Source organism: Nonomuraea gerenzanensis, assembly GCF_020215645.1.
Taxonomy (GTDB): Bacteria; Actinomycetota; Actinomycetes; order Streptosporangiales; family Streptosporangiaceae; genus Nonomuraea; species Nonomuraea gerenzanensis.
Genome location: NZ_CP084058.1, coordinates 1,292,005 through 1,313,859, shown reverse-complemented (window position 1 = coordinate 1,313,859; position 21,855 = coordinate 1,292,005). Strand labels below are relative to the sequence as shown.

17 protein-coding genes are annotated in these 21,855 nt (G+C 72.1%); 7 read left to right on the top strand and 10 right to left on the bottom strand.

All coding sequences use genetic code 11. The annotated features are described in order from the left end of the window. The first annotated feature begins 162 nt into the window (after positions 1–162). The 4 genes from cofD (at position 163) to LCN96_RS06630 (ending at position 3,702) form a co-directional block, all read left to right on the top strand. A complete protein-coding gene (gene cofD / locus LCN96_RS06645) occupies positions 163–1,101 on the top strand; it encodes a 2-phospho-L-lactate transferase (RefSeq protein ID WP_225271692.1) in 939 nt (312 codons plus the stop codon). Next, on the top strand, positions 1,098–2,372 hold the full coding sequence (locus LCN96_RS06640; RefSeq protein WP_397351857.1) for a coenzyme F420-0:L-glutamate ligase: 1,275 nt from the start codon (positions 1,098–1,100) through the stop codon (positions 2,370–2,372). Before cofD ends, LCN96_RS06640 begins: the two co-directional genes overlap by 4 nt. A gap of 78 nt (positions 2,373–2,450) precedes the next feature. Further along, positions 2,451–3,188: a lytic polysaccharide monooxygenase gene (locus LCN96_RS06635; RefSeq protein WP_225271691.1), complete on the top strand. Its 738-nt coding sequence runs from the start codon at positions 2,451–2,453 to the stop codon at positions 3,186–3,188. Positions 3,189–3,228: 40 nt separating this feature from the next. Continuing rightward, complete coding sequence (locus LCN96_RS06630; RefSeq protein ID WP_225271690.1) at positions 3,229–3,702, top strand: TspO/MBR family protein; 474 nt, start codon at positions 3,229–3,231, stop codon at positions 3,700–3,702. Positions 3,703–3,756: 54 nt separating this feature from the next. Here LCN96_RS06630 and LCN96_RS06625 read toward each other — a convergent pair whose 3' ends face one another. From LCN96_RS06625 to LCN96_RS06595, 7 genes are all read right to left on the bottom strand, one after another. Continuing rightward, on the bottom strand, positions 3,757–5,505 hold the full coding sequence (locus LCN96_RS06625; protein ID WP_225271689.1) for a substrate-binding domain-containing protein: 1,749 nt from the start codon (positions 5,503–5,505) through the stop codon (positions 3,757–3,759). A gap of 82 nt (positions 5,506–5,587) precedes the next feature. Beyond that, positions 5,588–8,134: a bifunctional FO biosynthesis protein CofGH gene (locus LCN96_RS06620; protein ID WP_225271688.1), complete on the bottom strand. Its 2,547-nt coding sequence runs from the start codon at positions 8,132–8,134 to the stop codon at positions 5,588–5,590. A 49-nt stretch (positions 8,135–8,183) separates the two neighbouring features. After that, a complete protein-coding gene (locus LCN96_RS06615) occupies positions 8,184–9,077 on the bottom strand; it encodes a DNA-3-methyladenine glycosylase family protein (protein WP_225275932.1) in 894 nt (297 codons plus the stop codon). Between the two features lie 34 nt (positions 9,078–9,111). Then, a complete protein-coding gene (locus LCN96_RS06610) occupies positions 9,112–10,191 on the bottom strand; it encodes a mannose-1-phosphate guanylyltransferase (RefSeq protein WP_225271687.1) in 1,080 nt (359 codons plus the stop codon). A 32-nt stretch (positions 10,192–10,223) separates the two neighbouring features. Then, positions 10,224–11,339, bottom strand: coding sequence for a glycosyltransferase family 4 protein (locus LCN96_RS06605; RefSeq protein ID WP_225271686.1), 1,116 nt, complete (start codon positions 11,337–11,339; stop codon positions 10,224–10,226). 94 nt (positions 11,340–11,433) lie between these two features. Beyond that, the gene (locus LCN96_RS06600) at positions 11,434–12,309 is read right to left on the bottom strand and encodes a lysylphosphatidylglycerol synthase domain-containing protein (protein WP_225271685.1); all 876 of its coding nucleotides are present in this window, start codon (positions 12,307–12,309) and stop codon (positions 11,434–11,436) included. A gap of 17 nt (positions 12,310–12,326) precedes the next feature. Further along, a complete protein-coding gene (locus LCN96_RS06595) occupies positions 12,327–13,154 on the bottom strand; it encodes a class I SAM-dependent methyltransferase (RefSeq protein WP_225271684.1) in 828 nt (275 codons plus the stop codon). Between the two features lie 95 nt (positions 13,155–13,249). Between LCN96_RS06595 and LCN96_RS06590 the strand changes: the two genes are divergently transcribed. Further along, a complete protein-coding gene (locus LCN96_RS06590) occupies positions 13,250–14,209 on the top strand; it encodes a lysylphosphatidylglycerol synthase transmembrane domain-containing protein (protein WP_225271683.1) in 960 nt (319 codons plus the stop codon). On the opposite strand, the gene LCN96_RS06585 is transcribed toward LCN96_RS06590, so the two are convergent. The 3 genes from LCN96_RS06585 to LCN96_RS06575 form a co-directional block, all read right to left on the bottom strand. Then, a complete protein-coding gene (locus LCN96_RS06585; protein WP_225271682.1) occupies positions 14,110–15,174 on the bottom strand; it encodes a glycosyltransferase family 4 protein in 1,065 nt (354 codons plus the stop codon). The two genes, LCN96_RS06590 and LCN96_RS06585, sit on opposite strands and share 100 nt — an antisense overlap. A gap of 2 nt (positions 15,175–15,176) precedes the next feature. Beyond that, complete coding sequence (locus LCN96_RS06580) at positions 15,177–16,106, bottom strand: glycosyltransferase family 2 protein (RefSeq protein WP_225271681.1); 930 nt, start codon at positions 16,104–16,106, stop codon at positions 15,177–15,179. A 120-nt stretch (positions 16,107–16,226) separates the two neighbouring features. Then, complete coding sequence (locus LCN96_RS06575; RefSeq protein WP_225271680.1) at positions 16,227–18,299, bottom strand: glycosyltransferase family 39 protein; 2,073 nt, start codon at positions 18,297–18,299, stop codon at positions 16,227–16,229. A gap of 106 nt (positions 18,300–18,405) precedes the next feature. On the opposite strand from LCN96_RS06575, the gene LCN96_RS06570 reads away from it, so the two are divergent. After that, positions 18,406–19,938, top strand: coding sequence for a hypothetical protein (locus LCN96_RS06570; RefSeq protein ID WP_225271679.1), 1,533 nt, complete (start codon positions 18,406–18,408; stop codon positions 19,936–19,938). Between the two features lie 138 nt (positions 19,939–20,076). Beyond that, positions 20,077–21,735 carry an LCP family protein gene (locus LCN96_RS06565; protein ID WP_225271678.1) on the top strand — a complete coding sequence of 553 codons (1,659 nt, stop codon included), beginning with the start codon at positions 20,077–20,079 and terminating at the stop codon, positions 21,733–21,735. The last annotated feature ends 120 nt before the right edge of the window (positions 21,736–21,855 follow it).

Here is a 21,855-nt window from a genome sequence, read left to right as displayed (position 1 = left end):
TTTAGCCCGAAGGGAGTTTGCCACATCACTGACTCACCTGCCGGGAGTCCCAGGAAGCTCTTCCCTATCAAATCGTCCAATACCTGGCAGTACACAGCTGACAAAAACCGGAAAACCGGTCCCGAGACGGGCTTGTCGGAGCCCGATGGAAGACTGGGCCGCATGCACATCGTGTCACTAGCCGGCGGCATCGGCGGCGCCCGTTTCCTCCGGGGCCTGCGCGCCACCGCACCCGACGCCTCGATCACCGTCATCGGCAACACGGGTGACGACATCACTCTGTACGGCCTGCGGGTCTGCCCCGACCTCGACACCGTGATGTACACCCTGGGCAACGGCATCGACGAGGAGCAGGGCTGGGGCCGGGCCGGGGAGAGCCACGTCGTCAAGGAGGAGCTGGCCGCGTACGGCGTCGAGCCGCAGTGGTTCGGGCTCGGCGACCGCGACTTCGCCACCCACATCGTGCGCTCGCAGATGCTGGAGGCCGGCTATCCGCTGTCGCAGATCACGCAGGCGCTCTGCGCGCGCTGGCAGCCGGGCGTGCGGCTGCTGCCGATGAGCGACGACCGCTGCGAGACCCACGTCGTGATCGAGGACGAGCGCGGCAAGCGCGCGATCCACTTCCAGGAGTGGTGGGTACGCCTGCGCGCCTCGGTGCCCGCCCAGTCGTTCGCCCTGGTCGGGGTCGACTCCGCCAAGCCGGCCCCCGGCGTGCTGGAGGCCGTCGAGCAGGCCGACGTGGTGATCCTGCCGCCGTCCAACCCGGTCGTCAGCATCGGCACGATCCTCCAGGTGCCGGGCATCCGCGACGCCCTGCTGGGCAAGACCGTGGTGGGCGTCTCACCGATCATCGGAGGCGCGCCGGTGCGGGGCATGGCCGACGCGTGCCTGACCGCCATCGGGGTGGAGACCTCCGCGCAGGCCGTGCTGGAGCTGTACGGCTCGGAGCTGATCGACGGCTGGCTGGTCGCCGAGGAGGACTCCGGGGTCTCGCTCGACGGCGTGCGCGTGCTCGCCCGCCCGATCCTCATGCACGACGCCGAGGCCGCGGCCGACATCGCCCGCTCGGCCCTCGACCTGGCCCGGGAGCTTGCCCAGTGAGTGAGGTGACGCGGGTCGAGGTGATCCCGGTGACCGGCATCGGCGAGGTGCGGCAGGGCGACGACCTGGCGGCGCTGCTGTCCGGCGCCGCCCTGCGCGACGGCGACATCGTGGTGATCACCTCCAAGATCGTGAGCAAGGCCGAGGGCAGGGTGCGCCGGGCGCCCGACCGCACGGCGGCCATCGAGGAGGAGACCGAGCGCGTGGTCGCCAGGCGCGGCGACACTGTGATCTCCCAGACCAGGCACGGCTTCGTGATGGCCGCCGCCGGGGTCGACGCCTCCAACACCGAGCAGGGCACCGTCCTGCTCCTGCCGGAAGACTCCGACGCCTCGGCCCGGCGGATCAGGGCGGGGCTGGGCGGGCGGGTCGGGGTGATCGTGTCCGACACGTTCGGCAGGCCGTGGCGGCACGGGCTCACCGACGTGGCCATCGGCGCGGCCGGCGTGCGGCCGCTCGACGACTACCGCGGCGCGGCCGACTCCTACGGCAACCAGCTCAGCGCCACGGTCACGGCCCTGGCCGACGAGATCGCGAGCGCCGCCGAGCTGGTCAAGGGCAAGCTCGCCGGGGTGCCGGTGGCGATCGTGCGCGGGCTGGCCCACCTGGTGACCGACGACGACGGGCCGGGGGTCCGGCCGCTGGTGCGGGGCGCCGACGAGGACCTGTTCCGTTACGGGTCGCGTGACGTGGTGTTCGCCCGCCGGACGATCAGGGAGTTCTCGCAGCAGCCGGTCGATCCCGAGGCGGTGCGCAGGGCGGTCGCGGCGGGCATCGCGGCGCCCGCGCCGCACCACACGACGCCGTGGCGGTTCGTGCTGCTGGAGTCGCCGCAGACCAGGACGAAGCTGCTCGACGCCATGCGTGAGGCGTGGATCGCCGACCTGCGCGGCGACGGCTTCTCCGAGCAGTCGATCGCCAAGCGGGTCAAGCGGGGCGACGTGCTGCGCAACGCCCCCTACCTGGTGGTGCCGTGCCTGGTGATGGAGGGCTCGCACACCTACGGCGACGATCGGCGCAACGCCTCGGAGCGGGAGATGTTCATCGTGGCGACGGGCGCCGGGGTGGAGAACTTCCTGATCCAGCTCGCCGTCGAGGGGCTCGGCTCGGCGTGGGTGTCGTCCACGATGTTCTGCCGCCCGGTCGTCCGCGAGGTGCTCGACCTGCCCGAGTCGTGGGATCCGATGGGCTGCGTGGCCGTGGGCCATGCCGCCGCGCCGCCGCGCGACCGGGCGCCGCGCGATCCCGCCGACTTCATCGTCACACGCTGACAGGCGGTAAGCCAGGCGTTTACCGTTAGGAAACTTTCCTTTACATTGGGGCCAACCCCCCATGTGAAGGAGCACTTCATGAGAAGGACCCTCACGTTAGTCGCCGTGGTGGTGATCGCGGTCGCCACCACGGTGTTCAACACCACCCCGGCGTTCGCCCACGGCTACGTGCTCACGCCGCCCTCCCGCCAGGCCAACTGCGCCCAGGGCAAGGTCTCCGGCTGCGGCAACATCATCTACGAGCCCCAGAGCGTGGAAGGCCCGAAGGGCCTGCGTAGCTGCCACGCCAACCTCGGCCAGTTCGCGCAGCTCAGCGACGAGAGCAAGGCCTGGCCCGTCGCCTCCGTCGGCAGCTCGGTGACCTTCACCTGGACGTTCACCGCCCGGCACGCCACGCTCAACTACGAGTACTACATCGGCAGCAACCGCGTGGCCGTGTTCAACGGCAACGGCCAGCAACCGCCGGCGACGATCTCCCACACGGTCAACTTCTCCGGCTACTCCGGCCGCCAGAAGGTCCTGGCCATCTGGAACATCTCCGACACCGCCAACGCCTTCTACTCCTGCATCGACCTGAACATCGGCGGCGGTGGCGGCAACCCGACCCCGACGCCCACCCCGACCGTCACCCCCACCCCCACCCCGACGCCGACCCCGACGACCACCACGCCGTCCGGCACCTGGCGGGCCGGCACCGCCTACGCCGCCGGCAACACCGTCACCTACAACGGCGCCACCTACCGGTGCCTCCAGGCGCACACCGCCCTCGCGGGCTGGGAGCCGCCGAACGTGCCGGCACTCTGGGCACGCGTGTAACACCTTTTGAACCGCCGCGGGGCGGGCAGGGGCACGCGTCATGAACAAGACCCTGCTCGCCACCGCGCTCGCCACCGCGCTCGCCACCGGCGCCGCCGCCCTCGCGGGCTCGCTGGCCACCGCCCCCGGCACGGCCTGGTACCAGCGCCTGCGCAAGCCCTCCTGGCAGCCCTCCCCTCGCGCCTTCCCCCTGGTGTGGACCCCCCTTTACGGCCTGATCGCGTACGGCGGCGCCCGCGCGCTGAATCAGGAGCCAGGCGCGGAGCGGGACGCCCTGGCCCGCGCCCTGGCCGGGAACCTGGTGTTGAACGCCGCGTGGCCGGCCCTGTTCTTCCGCGCCAGAGCGCCGCGCCTGGCCCTGGCCGAGCTGCTGCTGCTCAACGCCTCCAACGCGGTGCTGATCCGCCGGGCCCTGCGCGCCGACCGCACGGCCGGCGCGCTGCTGCTGCCCTACGCGGCGTGGACGGTGTTCGCCACCGCGCTCAACGCCGCCATCGCCCGCCGCAACCCCTGAGCCGCCCCCCTGAGCCGCCCTGAGCCGCCCCGTAGGGCCGCCCCTTGGGCCGCCCTAGGCCGTCGGCTTGCAGGTCGGATGGCACAGGCGCCGGGCCAGGGCCGCCAGGAAGACGTCGATGATCTCCCCCGGCTGCTCCGCCTCGTGCAGGGACCCGTTCGTGACGGCCGTGATCTGCGACAGCGCGGCCCGATCGACCCCCTCGCCGAACGCGATCACGATGATCTGCACCGGCCGGTCCGGGTTCCACTCCCGCTTCAGCCGGTCGAGCAGCGCCCCCAGGTCCGTGCCCGTGCCGTCGTCCCGCCCCGCCGTGATCACGAGCAGGGCGTTGTTCATCTCCTCGCGGTAGCCGCTGCTCATCGTGCGGAATCCGCCGAGTATCGCGTCGTACAGCGAGCTGTCCCGCTTGGGATGCGCGGCGATGGTGCTGGTCAGCTGGTCCAGCCGGCTGCGGCGGATGACCTGCCCCGTCTCGGGCTCGGTGATGGGGCCGAGGCCGACGTGCTGCCGGTAGCTCTTGATGCCGCCGACCTTGTCGGCGAACTCCCACAGCCCCATGTGGGTGGAGTCGGGGAAGAGCTGCAGCCCGATCTTGGCCGCGTCGAGCGCCACGCTCACCCGGGTTCGGCCGTTCAGCGGCTCGGCCATGTGCTTGGAGGTGTCGGCCAGCACGAGGATGTTGGTCGGCGGGGCGAGCCTGCTCCAGGCGCGCAGCGCCTCGTCGATGTCCTGCGGCGACACCGAGGACCTGGTCCTGGGGGCGGCGGAGGGGATCTGCGGGCCCGGCGAGATCGGCCCCTGCGTGCCGTCGCCGGACCGGAAGCCGGCCCGCCGCACGATCTCCTGCGCCTGCGCGCCCTTCAGCCAGCCGGCGAAGACGGTGGAGGCCTCGGCGACGTCGGGGTCGGCGGCGGTGACGACGTACGGGTAGTCGAGGTTGATCGTGCCCTCGCGCGGGTGCAGGGCCACGACCGGGTCGGAGGAGGGCCGCAGGTTGTGGTTCCACACCGACTGCTCGGGCACGATGACGACCGGGCGCCGCCAGAACGTGTGGTCGTCCACGGCCGCCAGCATGCTGCGGTAGTCGGGCGCGGAGCCGGCCTGCGCCCAGCGTACGAACGCGGTCAGCGCCTTGTCGGCGTCGGGCCCGGTGCCCACGACGTCCCTGGCGGCGGCCACGGTGGCGATGCCCGCCCCGGCCAGCGAGGGGTCGGGCACGCGCACGACGTCCGGCTCGTCGGCGTTGGGCGTCAGCCGCCCGCGCACGGTCGAGGGGAAGACCATCCGCCAGTTCATCTCGGTCCTGCCCACCGAGAAGCGCTGGGCCAGCGACGACCGGGTGGCGAACACCAGCGGCGAGGTCGCCACCACACTCTCCCCCGCCGGCAGCGAGCTGGCCCCCTGCTGGCGGGCCAGCCTGATCCAGGCGGAGGAGTCGGCGATCCAGCCGTCGGGCCGCTCGGCCAGCACGCCCGCCCGGTCGCCGATCAGCGTGCGCAGCACCGTGGCCGGCGGCTGCTCGGTCACCTGGACCAGCACGCACCGGCCGCTTACGGCCGTCCGCGTCTCGTTGAACCGGCCCGCCGCCTCCATGACCGCCGGGGCCACGTCCACCGCGGCGGCCACGTTGACCAGAACAGGCTCTCGTGTGCTGCACAGCACGCCACCGCCGCCGAAGATCACGACGAGGCCGGCCGCGACGATGGCCACGGCCGTCAGCCCTGCCAGCATGCCGCGCTGGAACGCCTTCCTGCGTCGCTGCTCGGGGGCTAACGCGGCGCGGTGCCGACCCAACCGCACGGTGAACCTCTCTCCACGGGGAGGAACGATTCTCCCAGCGCCTCACAGGGCAGGCGCAAGTGCTTGTTAGAACATGTTACAACTAGGCCAGCGGCAGGACCCTCCTGACGCTCTGGCAGACGCCGTCGCTGGCCTCGGAAGCCGCCAGCCGCTCCTGGCTGGGCACGCCGTACTCGGTGGTGCGCTGCCTGACCGGCCGGCCGGTGACCTCGACCATCGCGCGCAGCTCGCTGATCGTCTTGTACGAGCCGTTCTCCGACCCGGCCATCCGGCTGATCGTCTCCTCCATCAGGGTGCCGCCGAGGTCGTTCACCCCGCCCTGCAGCACCTGGCGGCACAGGTCGTCCTGGAGCTTGACCCAGGAGCACTGGATGTTCCTGATCGCGCCGTGCAGGAGGATCCTGGCCAGGGCGTGCACGGCGCGGTTCTCCTGCGCGGTCGGGCCCGGCCTGGCCACGCCCGCCAGGTAGATCGGGGCGCTGGTGTGCACGAAGGGCAGCAGCACGAACTCCGAGAAGCCGCCCGTCTCCTCCTGCAGCTTCCTGATCAGCTTGATGTGCCTGACCCAGTGCAGGTGGTTGTCCACGTGCCCGTACATCATGGTCGAGGTGGTGGGGATGCCGACCCGGTGCGCCGTGGTGATGACCTCGATCCACTCCTTGGCCGGCAGCTTGCCCTTGGTCAGCACCCAGCGCACGTCGTCGTCGAGGATCTCGGCCGCCGTGCCGGGCAGCGAGTCCACGCCCGCCTCCTTGGCGGCCTCCAGCCAGTCGCGGATCGACAGGTTCAGCCGCGACGCGCCGTTGATGACCTCCATCGGGGAGAACGCGTGCACGTGCATGCCCGGCGTCCTGGCCTTCACGGCCCTGGCGATGTCGAAGTAGGCGGTGCCGGGCAGGTCGGGGTGGATGCCGCCCTGCATGCACACCTCGGTCGCGCCGGCCGCCCACGCCTCCTCGGCCCGGTCGGCGACCTGCTCCATGCTGAGCGTGTAGGCGTCGGCGTCGGTCCTGCGCTGGGCGAAGGCGCAGAAGCGGCAGCCGGTGTAGCAGACGTTGGTGAAGTTGATGTTCCGGTTGACGACGTAGGTGACCTCGTCGCCCGCCGCCTCCTGGCGCAGCGCGTCGGCGAGGGCGGCCAGCTCGTCCAGCGCCTCGCCCTCGGCGCCGAGCAGCGCCACGGCCTCGGCGTCCGTCAGGCCCGCCGGGTCGGCCTCGGCCCGCCTCAGCGCCTGGCGCACGTCGCTGGGGGTGGCGGCGGCCGTGGTGCCCAGGCGCTCGCGCAGCGCGTCCCAGTCGCCGTAGACGTGGTCGAAGTCGTCGCGGCGGTCGTTCGTGCGGCCCGTGGTGTCCACCTCGACGTGCAGGTCGACCCGGCCGGACGAGGCGAACCCGCCGTCCGGTTCCTGCCAGGGGCGGCCCTCCAGCACGGCGTCCTCGCGGGCCAGGCCGGTGGCAGGGTCGGCCAGGGCGGAGACGTGGGCGATGAGGCGGGGGTCGAGCCACGGCTCCCCGGCCAGCACGTACTCCGGATAGATGGTGAGACGTTCGCGGAGCTGGAACCCGGACTCGCCCGTACGGGCGGCCAGGTCGTCGATCTGCGGCCACGGCCGCTCCGGGTTGACGTGGTCGGGGGTGAGCGGCGACACGCCGCCCCAGTCGTCGATCCCGGCCCTGATCATCAGCTCGTACTCGGAGTCGACCAGGTTGGGCGGCGCCTGGAGGCGGACGCGCGGGCCGAGCACCAGGCGGGCCACCGCGATGGTGGCGGCCAGCTCCTGGAGGTCGGCGTCGGGCAGGCCGCGCATGGCGGTGTCGGGCTTGGCGCGGAAGTTCTGCACGATCACCTCCTGGATGCCGCCGTACTCCCTGGCCACCCTGCGGATCGCGAAGATCGACTCGGCCCGGTCCTCGACGGTCTCGCCGATGCCGATCAGGATGCCCGTGGTGAACGGCACATTCGTCCGGCCGGCGTCCTCCAGCACGCGCAGCCGCACGGCCGGGTCCTTGTCGGGCGAGCCGTAGTGCGGCTGCCCCTTCTCCTCGAACAACCGCCGCGACGTCGTCTCCAGCATCATCCCCATGGACGGCGCGACGGGCTTGAGCCGCTGGAGGTCCCGCCAGCTCAGCACGCCCGGGTTCAGGTGCGGCAGCAGCCCGGTCTCCTCCAGCACCCTGATCGCCATCGCCCGCACGTAGGACAACGTGTCGTCATAGCCGTGCGCGTCCAGCCACCCCCTGGCCTGGTGCCAGCGGTCCTCCGGCCGGTCCCCCAGCGTGAACAGCGCCTCCTTGCACCCCATCGCCGCCCCCTGCCGGGCGATCTCCAGCACCTCGTCGGGGCTCAGGAACGGCGCGGGCAGCTTGTGCGGCGCCGTCGCGAACGTGCAATAACCACAGCGGTCCCGGCACAGCCGGGTCAACGGGATGAACACCTTCCTGCTGTAGGTGATGATCCCCTCGCGCCCGGCGGCCCGCAGACCGGCGTCGCGCACGCGGGAGGCGTGTTCGAGAAGCGTGTCGAGATGCCCGTCCCTGGCGTGCAGGAGCACGGTCGCCTCGGTCACGTCGAGCGTCTTGCCGTCCCTGGCGCGGGCGAGGGCGCGGCGGAGCGCGGAGTCAGAACTCATAGAGGCACAGTACGACGGGCTGAGTTCAGCGTACGCACCCAGGGCGCGCTCAGAAGGCCCGGTAGTCGCGCGCGGCCATCCTCGGCCCCCTGGCCGGCGGGCGCAGGCCGCTGAGCCAGACGAGCACCGTGGCCCGGTGCCGATGCCCGGTGTACGGCTCCAGCAGCCGCATCATGCCGGGGTCGTCGGTCTTCTCCCCCGTCAGCGCGTAACCGACCAGCTTGGCCAGGTGGAAGTCGCCCACGCTGACCGCGTCGGGATCGCCGAAGGCCCGCTGGCGCACCTCGGCCGAGGTCCACACGCCGATCCCGGGCAGCGCGCGCAGCAGCCGGTCGAGCTCCTGCGTGGTGGCGGCGGCCTCCAGCTTGTCGGCGTGCCAGGCGGCGGTGGCGATCGTGCGGGCGCGCACGGCCTCGGCACCCGCCCGGTGCCAGTGCCAGGACGGGATCTGCCGCCACACCACGGGCTCGGGCACCACCCGCATGCCCTCGGGGGCGGGCCCCGGCGCGGGCTCGCCGTACCGGCCGAGCAGCCACCGCCAGGCCCGCCACGCCTCCTGCCCGACCACCTTCTGCTCCAGCACGGCGGGCACCAGGGCCTCCATCACCCGGCCCGTGCGCCCGATGCGCAGGCCGGGATGCCTCCTGACGACCTCGGCCAGCACCTCGTGCCTGACGCTGAACCCGGACACGTCGTCCTCGGCCCCCAGCAGGGCCGGCAGGGTCTCCAGCGCCCATCCCGCGCCGGGCCCCCACGCCTGCCCGTGCACGCCGTCCGCCTTGACGCTCACCCTGAGCGTGCAGGGGCCGTCGGGGGTCCTGGACGTGCGCCACACGGCGCCGTCAGAGGCTCGGCGCCAGGTGGGGTCGCCGCCGCCGCGCTGGTGCGGCTGCAGGGCCAGCCCCGCGTCGAGCGGCCCGTCGGGCACCCACCTGCGCTCCATCACCCGTCCAGTCTGCCGCGCCCCCCGGGGTGGGTCAGACGTCGCTGGAGTAGCGCAGCGCGCGCCCGGGCAGCTCAACGCCCGGCCAGACGCGCACGCCGTGCTGCAGCTCGTTGCCCGGCCCCACGATGGCGCCGTCGCCGATCACCGCGTCGCGCACCACCGTGCCGGCGCAGACCCGCGCGCCCCGGCCCAGCACGGAGTCCGTGACCGAGGCGCCGGCCTCGACCACGGAGTCGTCGCTGAGCACCGAGCCCGCCACGGTGGCGCCGGCCTCGACGACGGCGCGCGCGCCGACGGCCGTGCCGCCCTGGACCTTCGCCTCGGACGAGATGCGGGCCCCGTCGAGCTGGAGGTACTCGCCCGTGGGCCCCGGCAGCGCGGGCGAGGCCAGCCGGCCGAGCACCAGGTCGCGGGAGCCCCGCACGTAGGCGCTCGGCGTGCCGACGTCGAGCCAGTAGGTGCGGTCGGCGTACCCCAGCACCAGCTCACCGGACTCGATCAGCCCGGGGAACGTCTCGCGCTCGACCGAGACGACCTCGTCGCGCGGGATCGAGTCGATCACCGACCGGGTGAAGACGTAGCAGCCGGCGTTGATCCGGTTCGTCACGGGGTTGGGGGTCTTCTCCAGGAACGCCGTGACCCGCCCCGCCTCGTCGGTCGGCACGCAGCCGAACCGGGAGGGATCGTCGACCTCTGTCAAATGGAGCGTTACAGCGGCCTGGTGCTCACGGTGCGCGCGCACCTGCTCGCCGATGTCGTGACCGGAGAGGATGTCGCCGTTGAGGATCAGCACCGGGTCGTCGGGGCCGGCCGTGAGCGCCTCGGCCGCGTTACGGATCGCGCCGCCGGTGCCCAGCGGCGTCTCCTCCGTCATGTATTCGAGCGAGAGCCCGAACGCCGCCCCGTCGCCGAAGGCGGGCTCGAACATGGACGCCTTGTAGGAGGTGGCGAACACGATCCGGCGCACGCCGAAGGATCGGGCGCGCGCCAGTTGGTGGGCCAGGAACGGCACCCCGGCGGTCGGCAGCAGCGGCTTGGGCGTGCCCAGTGTCAGCGGACGCAGGCGCGTGCCCTGCCCCCCGACCAGGAGGATCGCCTCGAGGTCTGGCAAAGAGCTCTCCATCACTCCGTGAGGTTACCGAACTATTCGATGGCGCGTTGATAGGAGCTGAGATGCGCCTCGGCCGAGGCGTCCCAGGTGAACTCGCGGGCTCGGGCCGGCCCCGCCTCCCGCAGCTGCTTCCTGCGCTCGGGAGAGGCCAGCAGGTGGCCCAGCGCCTCGGCGATGCTGCCGGCGTCGGGCTCGGTGTAGGCGACCGCGTCGCCGCCCACCTCGGGCAGCGAGGTGCGGTGCGTGGTCAGGACGGGGGCGCCGCAGGCCATGGCCTCCAGCACCGGCAGCCCGAACCCCTCGCCACGCGAGGGGAAGGCCACCACCAGCGCCCCGCCCAGGAAGCCGGGCAGGTCGGGCGCGCGCAGGTAGCCGGGCCTGATGACGCGCACGGTGGCCTCGACCTCGCGGCAGGCGGCGTCCACGTCGTCCTCGTGCACGCCGCCGCCGAGCACCAGCGCCGGCGGCTCGTCCAGCCGCTTCACGGCGGCGGCGAAGCCACGGATGAGGTTGGGCACGTTCTTGCGGGGGTCGAGGGCGCCGAGGAAGGCGACGTACGGCTGGCCGTGCAGCCCGCACCGCACGGCCGCCCTGCGGATCTCCTCCTCGGTCGGCGGGTGGAACTGCGCCAGGTCGACGCCGTGGTAGGCGACGTCGATGCGGGTGGGATCGGCGGCCAGCACGCGGGCCAGCTCGTCGCGCGTCGCCTTGGACGGGACGATGACCCGCTGGGCGTGGCGTACGGCGGTGCGCGTGGCCGAGCGGAAGAACGCGGCACGCGGGCTGTGCTGGTCGGGCTCGGTGAACCAGGTGGCGTCGTGCACCGTCACGACGGTAGGCACGCCCGACCTGAGCGGGATGGAGTAGTAGGGAGCGTGGATCACGTCTGCGCCGGCCTGGCGGGCGAGTAACGGCAGGCCCGTCTGCTCCCACGCCAGTCTGGCGGCTCTGTTGGTGATGGCCACGGGCCCGGGAAGGATCTGGGCCGAGGGCGCGAGGCGCCGGTATCGCTCGGCTTCGGCACGCTGGCAGACCACTGACAGATCCGCACCGGCCCGATCGAGCGCGGCCACGAGCCCGTCCACATACCTGATCAACGCGCCGCGGTCCGCGGGGACCGCCGCCGCATCGACGAGCACTCGAGGCATTACGAAGATCTTCTCCCCTCAAGATCAACGTGGGACTGGTCGTCCCCCTCTGAAGTTCAGCTTATGACCAGCCTCCCCTAAATCGTGGGCCAAATCACACCGAGTCGCGACGCGCCGCAATTCCCGCCAGGCCCGCGCAGATGAGATCCCCTACGATGATGACAATGCGGGACGAAAGGGCGACCGCAATTGCGGCACCTGACTCCAGATGGGGCGCAAGCACCGCAACCATGGCCGCTTCCCTGACCCCGGCGCCCGCCGGGATCACGAACGTCAGGATGCCCAGGCACCACGACAGCGCGAACGCCCCGACGGCGAAGAGCAGGCCGACCTGGGGGGCGATGAAGTACAGGTGCACGCCGTAGGCGAGCCAGCCGGCCAGCGCCCAGCCGAGCGCGGTCAGCATGCCGCGCCTGGTGAGGGGGCGTTCGAGCGGCTCGCGCTTGAGCCGGCGCAGCGCGTATCCGATGACCGCGTTGACGACCTTGGGGTCGAGCAGGACGAGCAGCAGCGGGATGAACAGCAGCAGCCAGCCGTACCGGTCCCAGCCCAGCGTGACGAGGGTGACCAGCAGGCCGGTGGCGAGCTGGACGGGCATCATCAGGAAGAACGCCGCCGCGCTGCGCGCGCGGGGCACGCCGAGGTCACGGCCCATCTCCATCTGGGCGAGCACCGGCCAGACGGCGCCGGGGATGTACTTGCCGAGCTGGCCGACGAAGAACACCTTGGCCGCCGGGCGTGCGGGCAGCGGCGAGCCCAGGTCGGCCAGCAGAGTGCGCCAGGTCAGCATGGCGCCGAGCAGGGCGGCGACCACCGCGACCAGGGCCCCGGCCAGCGCCCCCCACGACAGCCTGGCGAACCCGGCCACCACCGCGTCCCACTCCCTGGCCACCGCCCAGGTGCCGAAGCCGAGCGCGACCGCCAGGAAGCCGTATCTGACCAGCCGGCGAGCCAGAGGGCGCCGCGGCACCGGTTCCACGGGGGCCTTCACCACGGGCGCACCCGTTCGGGCGGCTGCGGCAGCCGCGCGCCCACCGGGCGGCGCGGCGTCTTGGTCGCCACCCACAGGTACGTCGGCACGACCGGCAGCAGCAGCCTGAGCACCTCGCGCGGCATGCGCGACAGCACGGCCGCGACCACCTTGCCCAGCACGCCGGGGAACAGCTCGCCCCCCGCGAACCGCGTCGGCGTGGCCAGCACGGGGAAGGTGTAGTCCCACACGTGGAAGGCCCGCAACATCCGGCGCAGGCCGCGCCGGGTCCTGAACCGCTCGTAGTAGTGGTCGGCCCGCCCGAACGCGCGCACGTAACGGTCGGCCAGCGCCGGCGGCAGGTACGACAGGAACGGCAGCTTGTAGTGCGGCTCCATCACCCCGAGCCGGTTGCCCAGCCCCAGGTAGAGCACCCCGCTGTCGGACAGCACGCGGTGCATCTCGGCCACCACCGCGTCGGGGTCGACCACGTGCTCGTAGATGTGGTTGAACACCAGCACGTCGATCGAGCCGTCGGGGAACGGCAACGCCGTGCCGTCGCCGCAGACGAAGGCCACCCGCTCGCCGAACCGGTCGGCCGCCTTGCGCAGCCCCGGCACGTCGATGTCGATGCCCAGCGTGTGCCGGGCCCCGGCCTGCGCCAGCTCGTCGGCGATGAACCCGGCCGAGCAGCCCACGTCGCCGACGGTCAGCCCGCCGAGCGGCCCGTTGAAGTGCTCCAGCACCGCGATGATCTTCGCTGCCTTCCGCCTGCGCTTCGCCTCGTCGAGCATGGCGGACTGGAACTCGGAGTATTCGAGCTGCGCGACCCGTTGCTTCACCACGGTTCCCCACCGTACCGACCCCGTACGGACGCGGGCGCCAATCGCCGGCTCCCGGCTGCTGGATTTGGCCGGAGAACCGCGCGTAACCTGAGCCAATGCTCCGCCGCCTGCTGCGCGTCGTCCTGGCCCTGGTAGCGATCGCCTTCCTGGGCTACGGGCTGGCCACCAACTGGGACGAGACCACGACCGCCCTGGCCGCGATGTCGCCATGGGCGGTGTTCGGCTCGTTCGTGGCGGTGCTGATCGGCCAGTTCTGCATGCTGCTGGCCTGGCGGGAGATCCTGTCGGGGCTCGGCACGCGGGTGCCGGTGCGGATCGCCGGGCGGATCATGTTCGTGGGGCAGCTCGGGAAGTACATCCCGGGCGCGGTGTGGGCGTACGCGGCGATGATGGACCTCGGGCGCGACCACGGGAGCCCGCCGCGGCGCACGTTCGCCACCATCTCGCTCGGGCTGGTGATCAACCTCGGGGTGGCGATCTCGATCGCCGCCGCGACGCTGGGCACGCTGGAGGCGGTGCGGCAGGCCTGGTACTTCGTGCTGCTCGTGCCGGTGATCATCGTCTGCCTGCACCCCCGGGTGCTCACCTGGGGCCTGAACCTGGCGCTGCGCATCGCGCGCAGGGAGCCGCTGGAGAGCGTGCTGCCCGGCCGCACGGTGGTCGTCGCGGTGGCCTGGACGGTGCTGGGCTGGCTCGTGTACGGCCTGCACATCTGGCTGGTCGCCGGCCGTCCCGAGCTGTACGTGCTGGCGACAGGGGCCTACGCGTTCGCCTGGGCGACCGGGATCCTCACCGTGGTCGTGCCCGCCGGGGTCGGTGTCAGGGAGGGCGCGCTGGTGCTCGTGCTCGGGCCGGTCGTCGGCACGCCCACCGCGCTGGCCGTGGCGATCGTGTCGCGGCTGGCCTTCACGCTGGCCGACGCGGTGGCCGCGGGCATCTCCTTCGTGCTCGGCCGTCAGAGGCCCAGCAGCGCCGTCGCGTACGCCGACCAGAACGGCTCGGGGTCCACCGCCTTGACCCCCGACCGCAACCTCTCCGGCTCCCCGGAGGCGTAGAACCGCTCGATGGCCGCGCGCAGCGCCCCGGCGTCGCCCGGCTCGACCAGCAGCCCGTCCACGCCGTCGGTGACGTGGTCGGCCAGCGCGCCGACGCGGGTGGCGATCACGGGCACGCCGTGCTCGTGCGCCAGCCACACGTTCTGGCTGGCCGTGGCGTGGCGGTAGGGCAGCACCAGCGCGTCGGCCGCGGCGAACAGCTCCGGCACGTCCTCGGCCGCGACGTAGCCCGGCCGCAGCTCCACCCGGTCGCCGAGACCCAGCTCGCCGATCAGCGCCTCGGTCTCGTCGAGCCCGCCCCAGAACTCGCCCGCGACGGTCAGCGCGACCCCCTCGGGCAGCGCCCGCAGCAGCAGGTCCAGCCCCTTGTACGGGCGCACGATGCCGAAGAACAGCAGCCTGCGGTGCACCACCCCGGCCGGCGTGTCACCGGAGGTCGAGGGCAGGTGCGGCGGCAGCCCCGCCACGCCGACCGGCCTGGACGTGAGCCCCCTGGCCAGCGCCGCCTGCGGCTCGGAGTGGGCCAGGACCCCGTCCACCCGTTTGAGCAGGGCCTTCATCAGCGGCTCGTCGTACGGCTTGCGCTCGTGCGGCAGCACGTTGTGGCACAGGGCGACGGTCCTGGCCTTCCGCCCGATCCCGTAGAGGATGCCCAGGTAGGCGGGGACCTGCACCGGGCTCAGCACCGCCAGCACCACCAGGTCCGCCGACCGCAGCCGCCTGCCGGCCGCGACCCAGCCGTCCGGCCGCCGCCAGTCGAGCCGCCGCACGGTCCGCGGGTACGGCGTGCCCTCGGGCGCGTCGATCGTCTGCTGCCCGGGGTAGAGGAACGACGGGTACTGCGCGCGCCACGACTCGATCACCACGTCGTGGCCGAGCGCCGCCAGCCGGTGCGCCAGCTCGGTGGTGTGCTGCGCCCCGCCGCCCTTGTACGGATAGGTCGGGCCGACGATCGCGATCCGCAACGTCACTCTCCCCGCGAGCGCACGATCAGGTCGGCCAGCAACGCCACGGAACCGATCAGCAGCCCCGACAGGAAGATCATGACGGTGTTGGCGGGGAAGTAGAACGGGTGCTGGATCATGTCCCAGACGCCCTTGACGAACCCGATGGCGACCAGCCACAGCGCGGGCGGCATGAGCACCTTGAGCGGGTTGAAGTACATGATCATCCGCAACACCTGGAGGATGTAGCGGTAGGCGTCGGAGACGAAGCTGAACTTCGACTTGCCGGCCCGCTTGGCGTACTCGGTGGGCAGGTAGTAGACGTCGTGCTGGTTCGACAGGAACGACAGCGTGATCGTCGTGACGCAGGAGAAGCCGGGGGGCAGCAGCCGCAGGTAGGGCTTGGCCACCGACTTGCGGAAGGCCCGCAGCCCCGAGTTGAGGTCGGGGATCTTCTGCCCGGCCAGCATCTCGGCCACCTTGCGGATCACCCACTTGGCCGGCACGCGCAGCAGCTTGTGCGAGCCCTCCTCGCTGGTGCGCGCCCCGACCACCATGTCGATGGTCGCGTCCTTCTCCAGGATCTGCACCAGCTCGGGGATGCGCTCGTTGGCGTAGGACATGTCGGCGTCGGTCCAGACGACGATCTCGCCCCTGGCCTCCTGGGAGCCGATGCGCCGCACGGTGCCGGCGCCGCCGTTGCGGTGGAAGGCCCGGATGCGCAGGTGCGGGTAGTCGGGCGCGGCCTGCTTGAGCTTGGCCAGCGTGGCGTCCGTCGAGCAGTCGTCGACGGCCACCAGCTCGTAGGTGTAGCCGCTCGAGTCCATCACCTTGGTGATGCGCTCCACCTCGTCGAGGACATGGTCCTGCTCGTTGTAGCAGGGCAGGACGATCGTGACGTACGGCGCTTCTTCCACGGCAGTTCCACTCTTGGGGGTCTCAAGCGTGCTCACGGGGGTCGAGGTTACTCTGCCCAGCCGAAAGTCGAGTCCACATCGGGCCAGCGGGAGCTCCCGATTCTGGGCCTCTTTCACCAGTGTCGCCCATGTCACGCCGTGCTCGGCGGCGGACGGTCAGGCGAGCGCCATCCACACGTTCATCCGCAGGGACCACGTGCCGTTCGGCGCCTCGGTGAGCGAGCGCTCGTCCTGCCGCGTGACCAGCCTCATGACCTGTGACGGCGTCCCGTACGGCGCGACGTGCCAGTCCTCGGCGCCCAGCACCACCGGCACCCGGCCCGCCGCGCGCACCCGCTCGGCCAGCCGCCGCACCTCGCTCTCCGGCGCCAGGTCCGAGGCCCCCCTGCGGGCCACCTGAGCGGCCGGTCGGCCGCACATGCCCCGGACGACCTGGACGAAGCGGTCACCCGTGACCCGCTCCACGGTCAGCACCGAGGCATCGGCAGGGATCCGGGCGCACATGGCCTCGACCGCCGCCGCCTCGCCCCGCTCGACCGGCGTGAACGCGGTCCCGATCGAGGTCACGGCCGGGGGCGCCAGCACGAGCAGCACGGCCAGCGCCATGCCCCACCGCAGCACCACCGGCCCGTGCCGGTCCGTGAGGCGGCGCAGCCGGGCCAGGCCGTACGCGGCGAGCAGGATCAGGCCGGGGATCACGACGGGGACCAGGCGGCGGGCGGCCCACGGGTGGTCGGGGGTGATCTCGGGCCGCAGCAGCGTGGTGACGGTCGTCCAGCCCACGATCGCGAGCGGCAGCAGCCACTCGAACGACGAGCCGCCGCGCAGCAGCCTGCGCACGAGCAGGGCGGCGGCGATCGTGGCCAGCAGGACGGCGGGGGCGCCGACGTACCAGGTGACCCAGTGCAGCGAGTTCTCGAAGTAGAGCCTGGTGCCGTCGGCGGGCAGGCCGTTGGCGCGCTGGATCTGCTCGATCATCTCGAACGTGCGGCGGTCGTCGGGGTTGTCGGGCACGCGGGTCACGGTCTGCACCCACGGGCGCGCGTACAGGGCCGCCATCAGCAGCACGACCAGCACCGCGCCCGTCCTCGGCAGCCACGGGGGCAGGCGGACGCGGGCCAGGGCGGGGGCGGCGGCCGTCCCGGCGGCGGTCAGCACGAGGACGCCGGCGCAGATGAGCAGCAGCGGCCGCACCGAACCGGACAGATAGGAAAGATAAGGACGGGCCAGCAGGTACGCCGCCAGCATCCCCAGCCCGGCCCCGGCCACCAGCCCGGCCAGCAGCGGCGGCCCCACCACGCCCACCGGCCTGCGCAACCGCCGCATGCCGATCAGCAGCCCCGCGAACGCCAGCACCGGCAGCACGTCGCGCAGCCCGTCCACCCTGACCAGCACCGCCAGCCCGAACACCAGCCCCGCCAGCAGCGCCCTGCCCCGCTCCCGCCGGGCGAGCGCGTCGTGCGCCAGGGCCACGCCGCCGAACAGCAGGATCAGCGACGGGATCTCGCTGAACGTGGTGCGCGAGGTGTAGAGGATCGGCAGGCTCACCGCGAACGCCGTCGCCCCCACCAGCGCCCACCGGGCTCCCGCCAGCCGCGCCACCACCCCGGCCACCGTGAGCACGGCCAGCGCCCCCAGCACGGCCGGCACCAGGAACGGCACGCCCAGCCAGTGACCGATCGCGAACAACATCGGCGGGCCCGGCATGAACTGGGGCACCACCGCGCCGTCCGCAGCGAAGAACCCGACGCTCTTGAACACCAGCGCGGGGTCGGGGCCGCCGAACGCCTCCACCTGGGTGGGGACGGGCAACTCTCCGTGGGCGGCGATCCAGGCGGCGTACTGGGTGTAGGTGGCGGGGTCGCGCCTGACGGCGACCTGCTCGCTGTGCATGATCGCGTTGACCACGCCCGACGCCGCGGCCACCCCGACGACGCCCGCGACCTGCCACGGCGCGCCGCCGTCCCCTGGGGGATCGCCCGCGATGGCGCCCAGCCTCCGTGCGCCCGCCCAGCACAGCAGCGCCGCCGGCGGGACCCCGAGCAGCGTGGCGGGCAGCGGGGCGAACCAGCCGAGCAGCAGCAGTGGCAGGCCCGCCAGCAACCAGCCCGCCACGGCCAGCGCGGGCAGCACGGACAGCCTGGCCAGCGTGGGAAGCACCGGCTGCGTGGCCAGCCTGGCGAGGACGGACGGCGTGGCGGGCACCCGGCCGGCGCGATCGAGTTCCATCGGTGAGCGAGCGTATCCAACCTCGGCCCGCACTCCGGCCGCAGGCACGGCTCGCGTGCGATCGCCGGTAGCGTACGCACGTGCTGGAGAAGCGGGAGGGCATGCGGTGAGGCCGGAGGCTCACGACGGGGAGCCCGGGAAGTCCGGCCGCGGCCGGTGGCGCCTGCCGCGCGGGCACCGCTGGTTCCTGGCCGTCCTGGCGCTGGGCGCCGCGCTGCGGGCGCTGGCGATGCTCGGTTACCGGCCCGCGCTGTGGTTCCCCGACTCCTACACCTACATCGTCACGGTCTTCAAACCCCGCCCCGACCTGGTGCGCCCGGCCGGCTACTCGATGTTCCTCAAGCTGCTGGAGCCGCTGCACGCGTTCGGCGCGGTGACGGCGGCCCAGCACCTGCTCGGCCTGGCCACCGGCGTGCTGGTCTACCGTGCCGCGCTCCGGGTCGCCCCGGGGGCGCCGAGGTGGGTGGCGACGCTGGCCACGGTGCCGGTGCTGCTGGACGCGTACCAGATCGAGCTGGAGCACCTGCTCGTCTCGGACACGCTGTTCATGTTCCTGGTGGTGAGCGCCGTGGTGCTGTGCACCACGCGCCGGACGGCGACGATCGCCGCGATCGGCCTGCTGCTGGCCGCCGCCACGCTGACCAGGACGGTCGGGCAGCCGCTGATCGTGGTGCTGGCGGCCTGGTTCGTGCTGCGCGGGTGGTTGCGGCCGCCGGGCTCGCCGCGCAGGCGGCCGGGACCGGGCCCCGTGCGCCTGCTCAAGCCGGCCGGTGTGCTGCTGGCCGCCGCGCTGGTGCCGATCATCGCCTACGGCGCCTGGTTCTACGCCACCTACCAGCGCGTCGGCCTCGTGGGGGCCAACGGCGTCTTCCTGTACGCCCGCACGATGTCCTTCGCCGACTGCGCCAGGATGGACCCGCCGCCCGACCTGAAGGTCCTGTGCGACCCGCGCCCGCCGGAGCGGCGCCCGCCCTCGCAGGAGTACATCTGGGCCAAGGACGCCCCGCTGGTGCTGCTGCCGGGCATCACGTTCTCGAAGGAGAACGACGACCTGGCGGCCAGGTTCGCGATGCTGGCGATCACCACGCAGCCGCTCGACTACGCCGTCTCCGTGCTGGAGGAGCTGAGCCGCTCGTTCACCTGGGACCGGCCGATCTACCCCGACGCCGAGATCTACGGGTATTACCAGTTTCCGGTGACCCGGCCCGAACCTCCTGGGCGCTATCCCGCGCAGGTCGGCGCGGAGTATGCCAAGCTCTACGAGCAGGGTGCGATCGGCACGGAGATCGTGGAGCCCTTCGCCGGATGGTTGCGGGCCTATCAGAGCATGGTGCGGCTGCCCGGCCCGGTGCTCCTGGGGATCCTGCTCGTGCCACCGGTGGCGGCGATCGCCCGCAGGCGCGCTGGAACGCGTCTCGCGGCGGGGCCGGCCTGGCTGGTGCCCTGGTCGGTGGCCGTTGTGCTGCTGATCACACCGGCTGCGGCCGCCGAGTTCGACTACCGGTACGTGCTGCCGGCCGTACCCCTGGCCTGTTTGGCGGCGGCCCAGAGCATCAGGCCTGACCAGCTCCGACCGTCCGGTGGCGATCCGAGGGTGAAACAGTTTGGCGATGATATTCCACCCAATGTCCAACTCTGAGTATGCTTTGCCGCGGAAACATCACGTCCGGGTCACGGCCGTTCCCCGCGATCATGGCTCGGGGCACGCCGTACGTGACCTAGTCTCGTGGCGCGGAGCGACCAATCCGGCGGCGCAAGGAGTGAGGCTAGGGGGCGTATGAGTGACTACAGGAGCGTGCCGGTAGTCGATTCTTTGCAGGACCGCCGTACCGCCGTCACACAACCGGGCAGCACCCAGCCGGGCAGCAGGATGGCCCGCCGCCAGGCGGCCGCCGCGCCGCCCCCGCCGCCCGACGACCGGCCACCGCGCAGCCACCGCTCCGGTGGCGGCCAGAACGGCCAGACCAGGATGCGCGTGCTGGCCTGGGTCAGCATCGGCGTCACCACGGTCATGGTCGCGGGCGCGCTGACCGCGTACACCACCTACCGCGACGCCTTCGGCAACATCAACCAGAAGAGCGTCAAAGAGGACATCATCAACCCGCGCCCGCCGGAGACGGGGGCGCTCAACGTGCTGCTCGTCGGCTCCGACACGCGCGCCGGGGCGGGCAACGCCAAGTACGGCCAGCAGCTCGCCCGCACGGCCGACGCGGGCGGCAAGCGCACCGACACGATCATCCTCATGCACATCTCGCCCAACCGCGACAAGGCCCGCCTGATCAGCTTCCCGCGCGACTCGATGGTGCAGATCCCCCGGTGCAAGAACGAGGCCACCAAGCAGGAGATGGCCCCGCGCCGCGACATGATCAACTCCGCGTACAACTCGGGCGGCATCGCCTGCACGATCTCCACGATCGAGACCCTCACCGGCATCCGCGTCAACCACTTCGTCGAGGTGGACTTCAGCGGGTTCAAGAACATCGTCGACGCGCTGGGCGGCATCGAGATCTGCCTGAAGACGGGCGTCAACGACAAGGCCTCCAAGCTGGTGCTGCCGGCCGGCAAGAGCCTGCTCAACGGCGAGAAGGCGCTGGGCTACGTACGCCTGCGCAAGTACGGCGACGGCAGCGACATCCAGCGCATCAAGCGCCAGCAGATCTTCCTGAGCAAGGTCGTGGCCAAGGCCACCAGCAGCGAGCTGCTCACCGACGTGGGCCGGCTGCGTGACTTCGTGGCCGCCGCGGCCGGCTCGGTCACCATGGACCCCGAGCTGGCCAACGACACCGAGCAGCTCATCCAGATCGCGCTGAGCGCCAAGGAGATGACGGCCAACGGCGTCAAGTTCACCACGGTGCCGTGGGGGCCCGCCCCCGACGACCCGAACCGGGTGGTCTGGAAGGAGCCGGACGCCACCGAGCTGTTCACCTCGATCAAGACCGACACCGAGGTCACGGCGCCCGAGCCGAGCGCCAGCGCGAGCACCAAGCCCAAGGTGGCGATCAAGCCGGAGCAGGTGCGGGTGCAGGTGCTCAACGGCACCAAGACCGTGGGCAAGGCCCGCGAGGTGGCCGACGAGCTGGCCAAGCAGGGCTTCAACATCGCCGGGGTGGGCAACTACGAGACCCCGGACGGCGCGAGCCTGGCCAAGAGCGAGATCCACTACGCCAAGACGGTCGAGTCGGCCGCCGACCACGCCATCACGCTGGGCGGCTCCGTCCTGCCCAAGCCGCAGGCCGCGTCGGGCAAGGTGGCGGGGGTCAACGTGCAGCCGTACACCTCGGCGACCGGCGCCACGGCGGGAGCCCCCGCGAAGGGCACGCCGATCATCCAGCTTCTGGTCGGCGAGGACTTCGAGTCGGTCAAGGTGACCAAGCTGCCCGACAGCGTCAACAACAGCACGATCACCGCTTCTGAGCAGAAGAACGTGTGCACCTGAGGCTCCAAATCTCCTGTGTAACCGGGCATTCTGGTCCTCTGCGAGAGACAGGACCCGCGAGGGCGGGATAGTCTGTCGTGGGTTGGCGACGCAGCGCGACGCAAGCCGCATGGGTTTCCC

What these genes read in the sequence shown, in the direction of transcription:
- cofD (WP_225271692.1), top strand. Translation starts at nt 163, where the DNA reads ATGCACATCGTGTCACTAGCCGGCGGCATCGGCGGCGCCCGTTTCCTC.
- LCN96_RS06635 (WP_225271691.1), top strand. Translation starts at nt 2,451, where the DNA reads ATGAGAAGGACCCTCACGTTAGTCGCCGTGGTGGTGATCGCGGTCGCC.
- LCN96_RS06630 (WP_225271690.1), top strand. Translation starts at nt 3,229, where the DNA reads ATGAACAAGACCCTGCTCGCCACCGCGCTCGCCACCGCGCTCGCCACC.
- LCN96_RS06620 (WP_225271688.1), bottom strand. Translation starts at nt 8,134, where the DNA reads ATGAGTTCTGACTCCGCGCTCCGCCGCGCCCTCGCCCGCGCCAGGGAC.
- LCN96_RS06615 (WP_225275932.1), bottom strand. Translation starts at nt 9,077, where the DNA reads ATGGAGCGCAGGTGGGTGCCCGACGGGCCGCTCGACGCGGGGCTGGCC.
- LCN96_RS06605 (WP_225271686.1), bottom strand. Translation starts at nt 11,339, where the DNA reads ATGCCTCGAGTGCTCGTCGATGCGGCGGCGGTCCCCGCGGACCGCGGC.
- LCN96_RS06590 (WP_225271683.1), top strand. Translation starts at nt 13,250, where the DNA reads ATGCTCCGCCGCCTGCTGCGCGTCGTCCTGGCCCTGGTAGCGATCGCC.
- LCN96_RS06575 (WP_225271680.1), bottom strand. Translation starts at nt 18,299, where the DNA reads ATGGAACTCGATCGCGCCGGCCGGGTGCCCGCCACGCCGTCCGTCCTC.
- LCN96_RS06565 (WP_225271678.1), top strand. Translation starts at nt 20,077, where the DNA reads ATGAGTGACTACAGGAGCGTGCCGGTAGTCGATTCTTTGCAGGACCGC.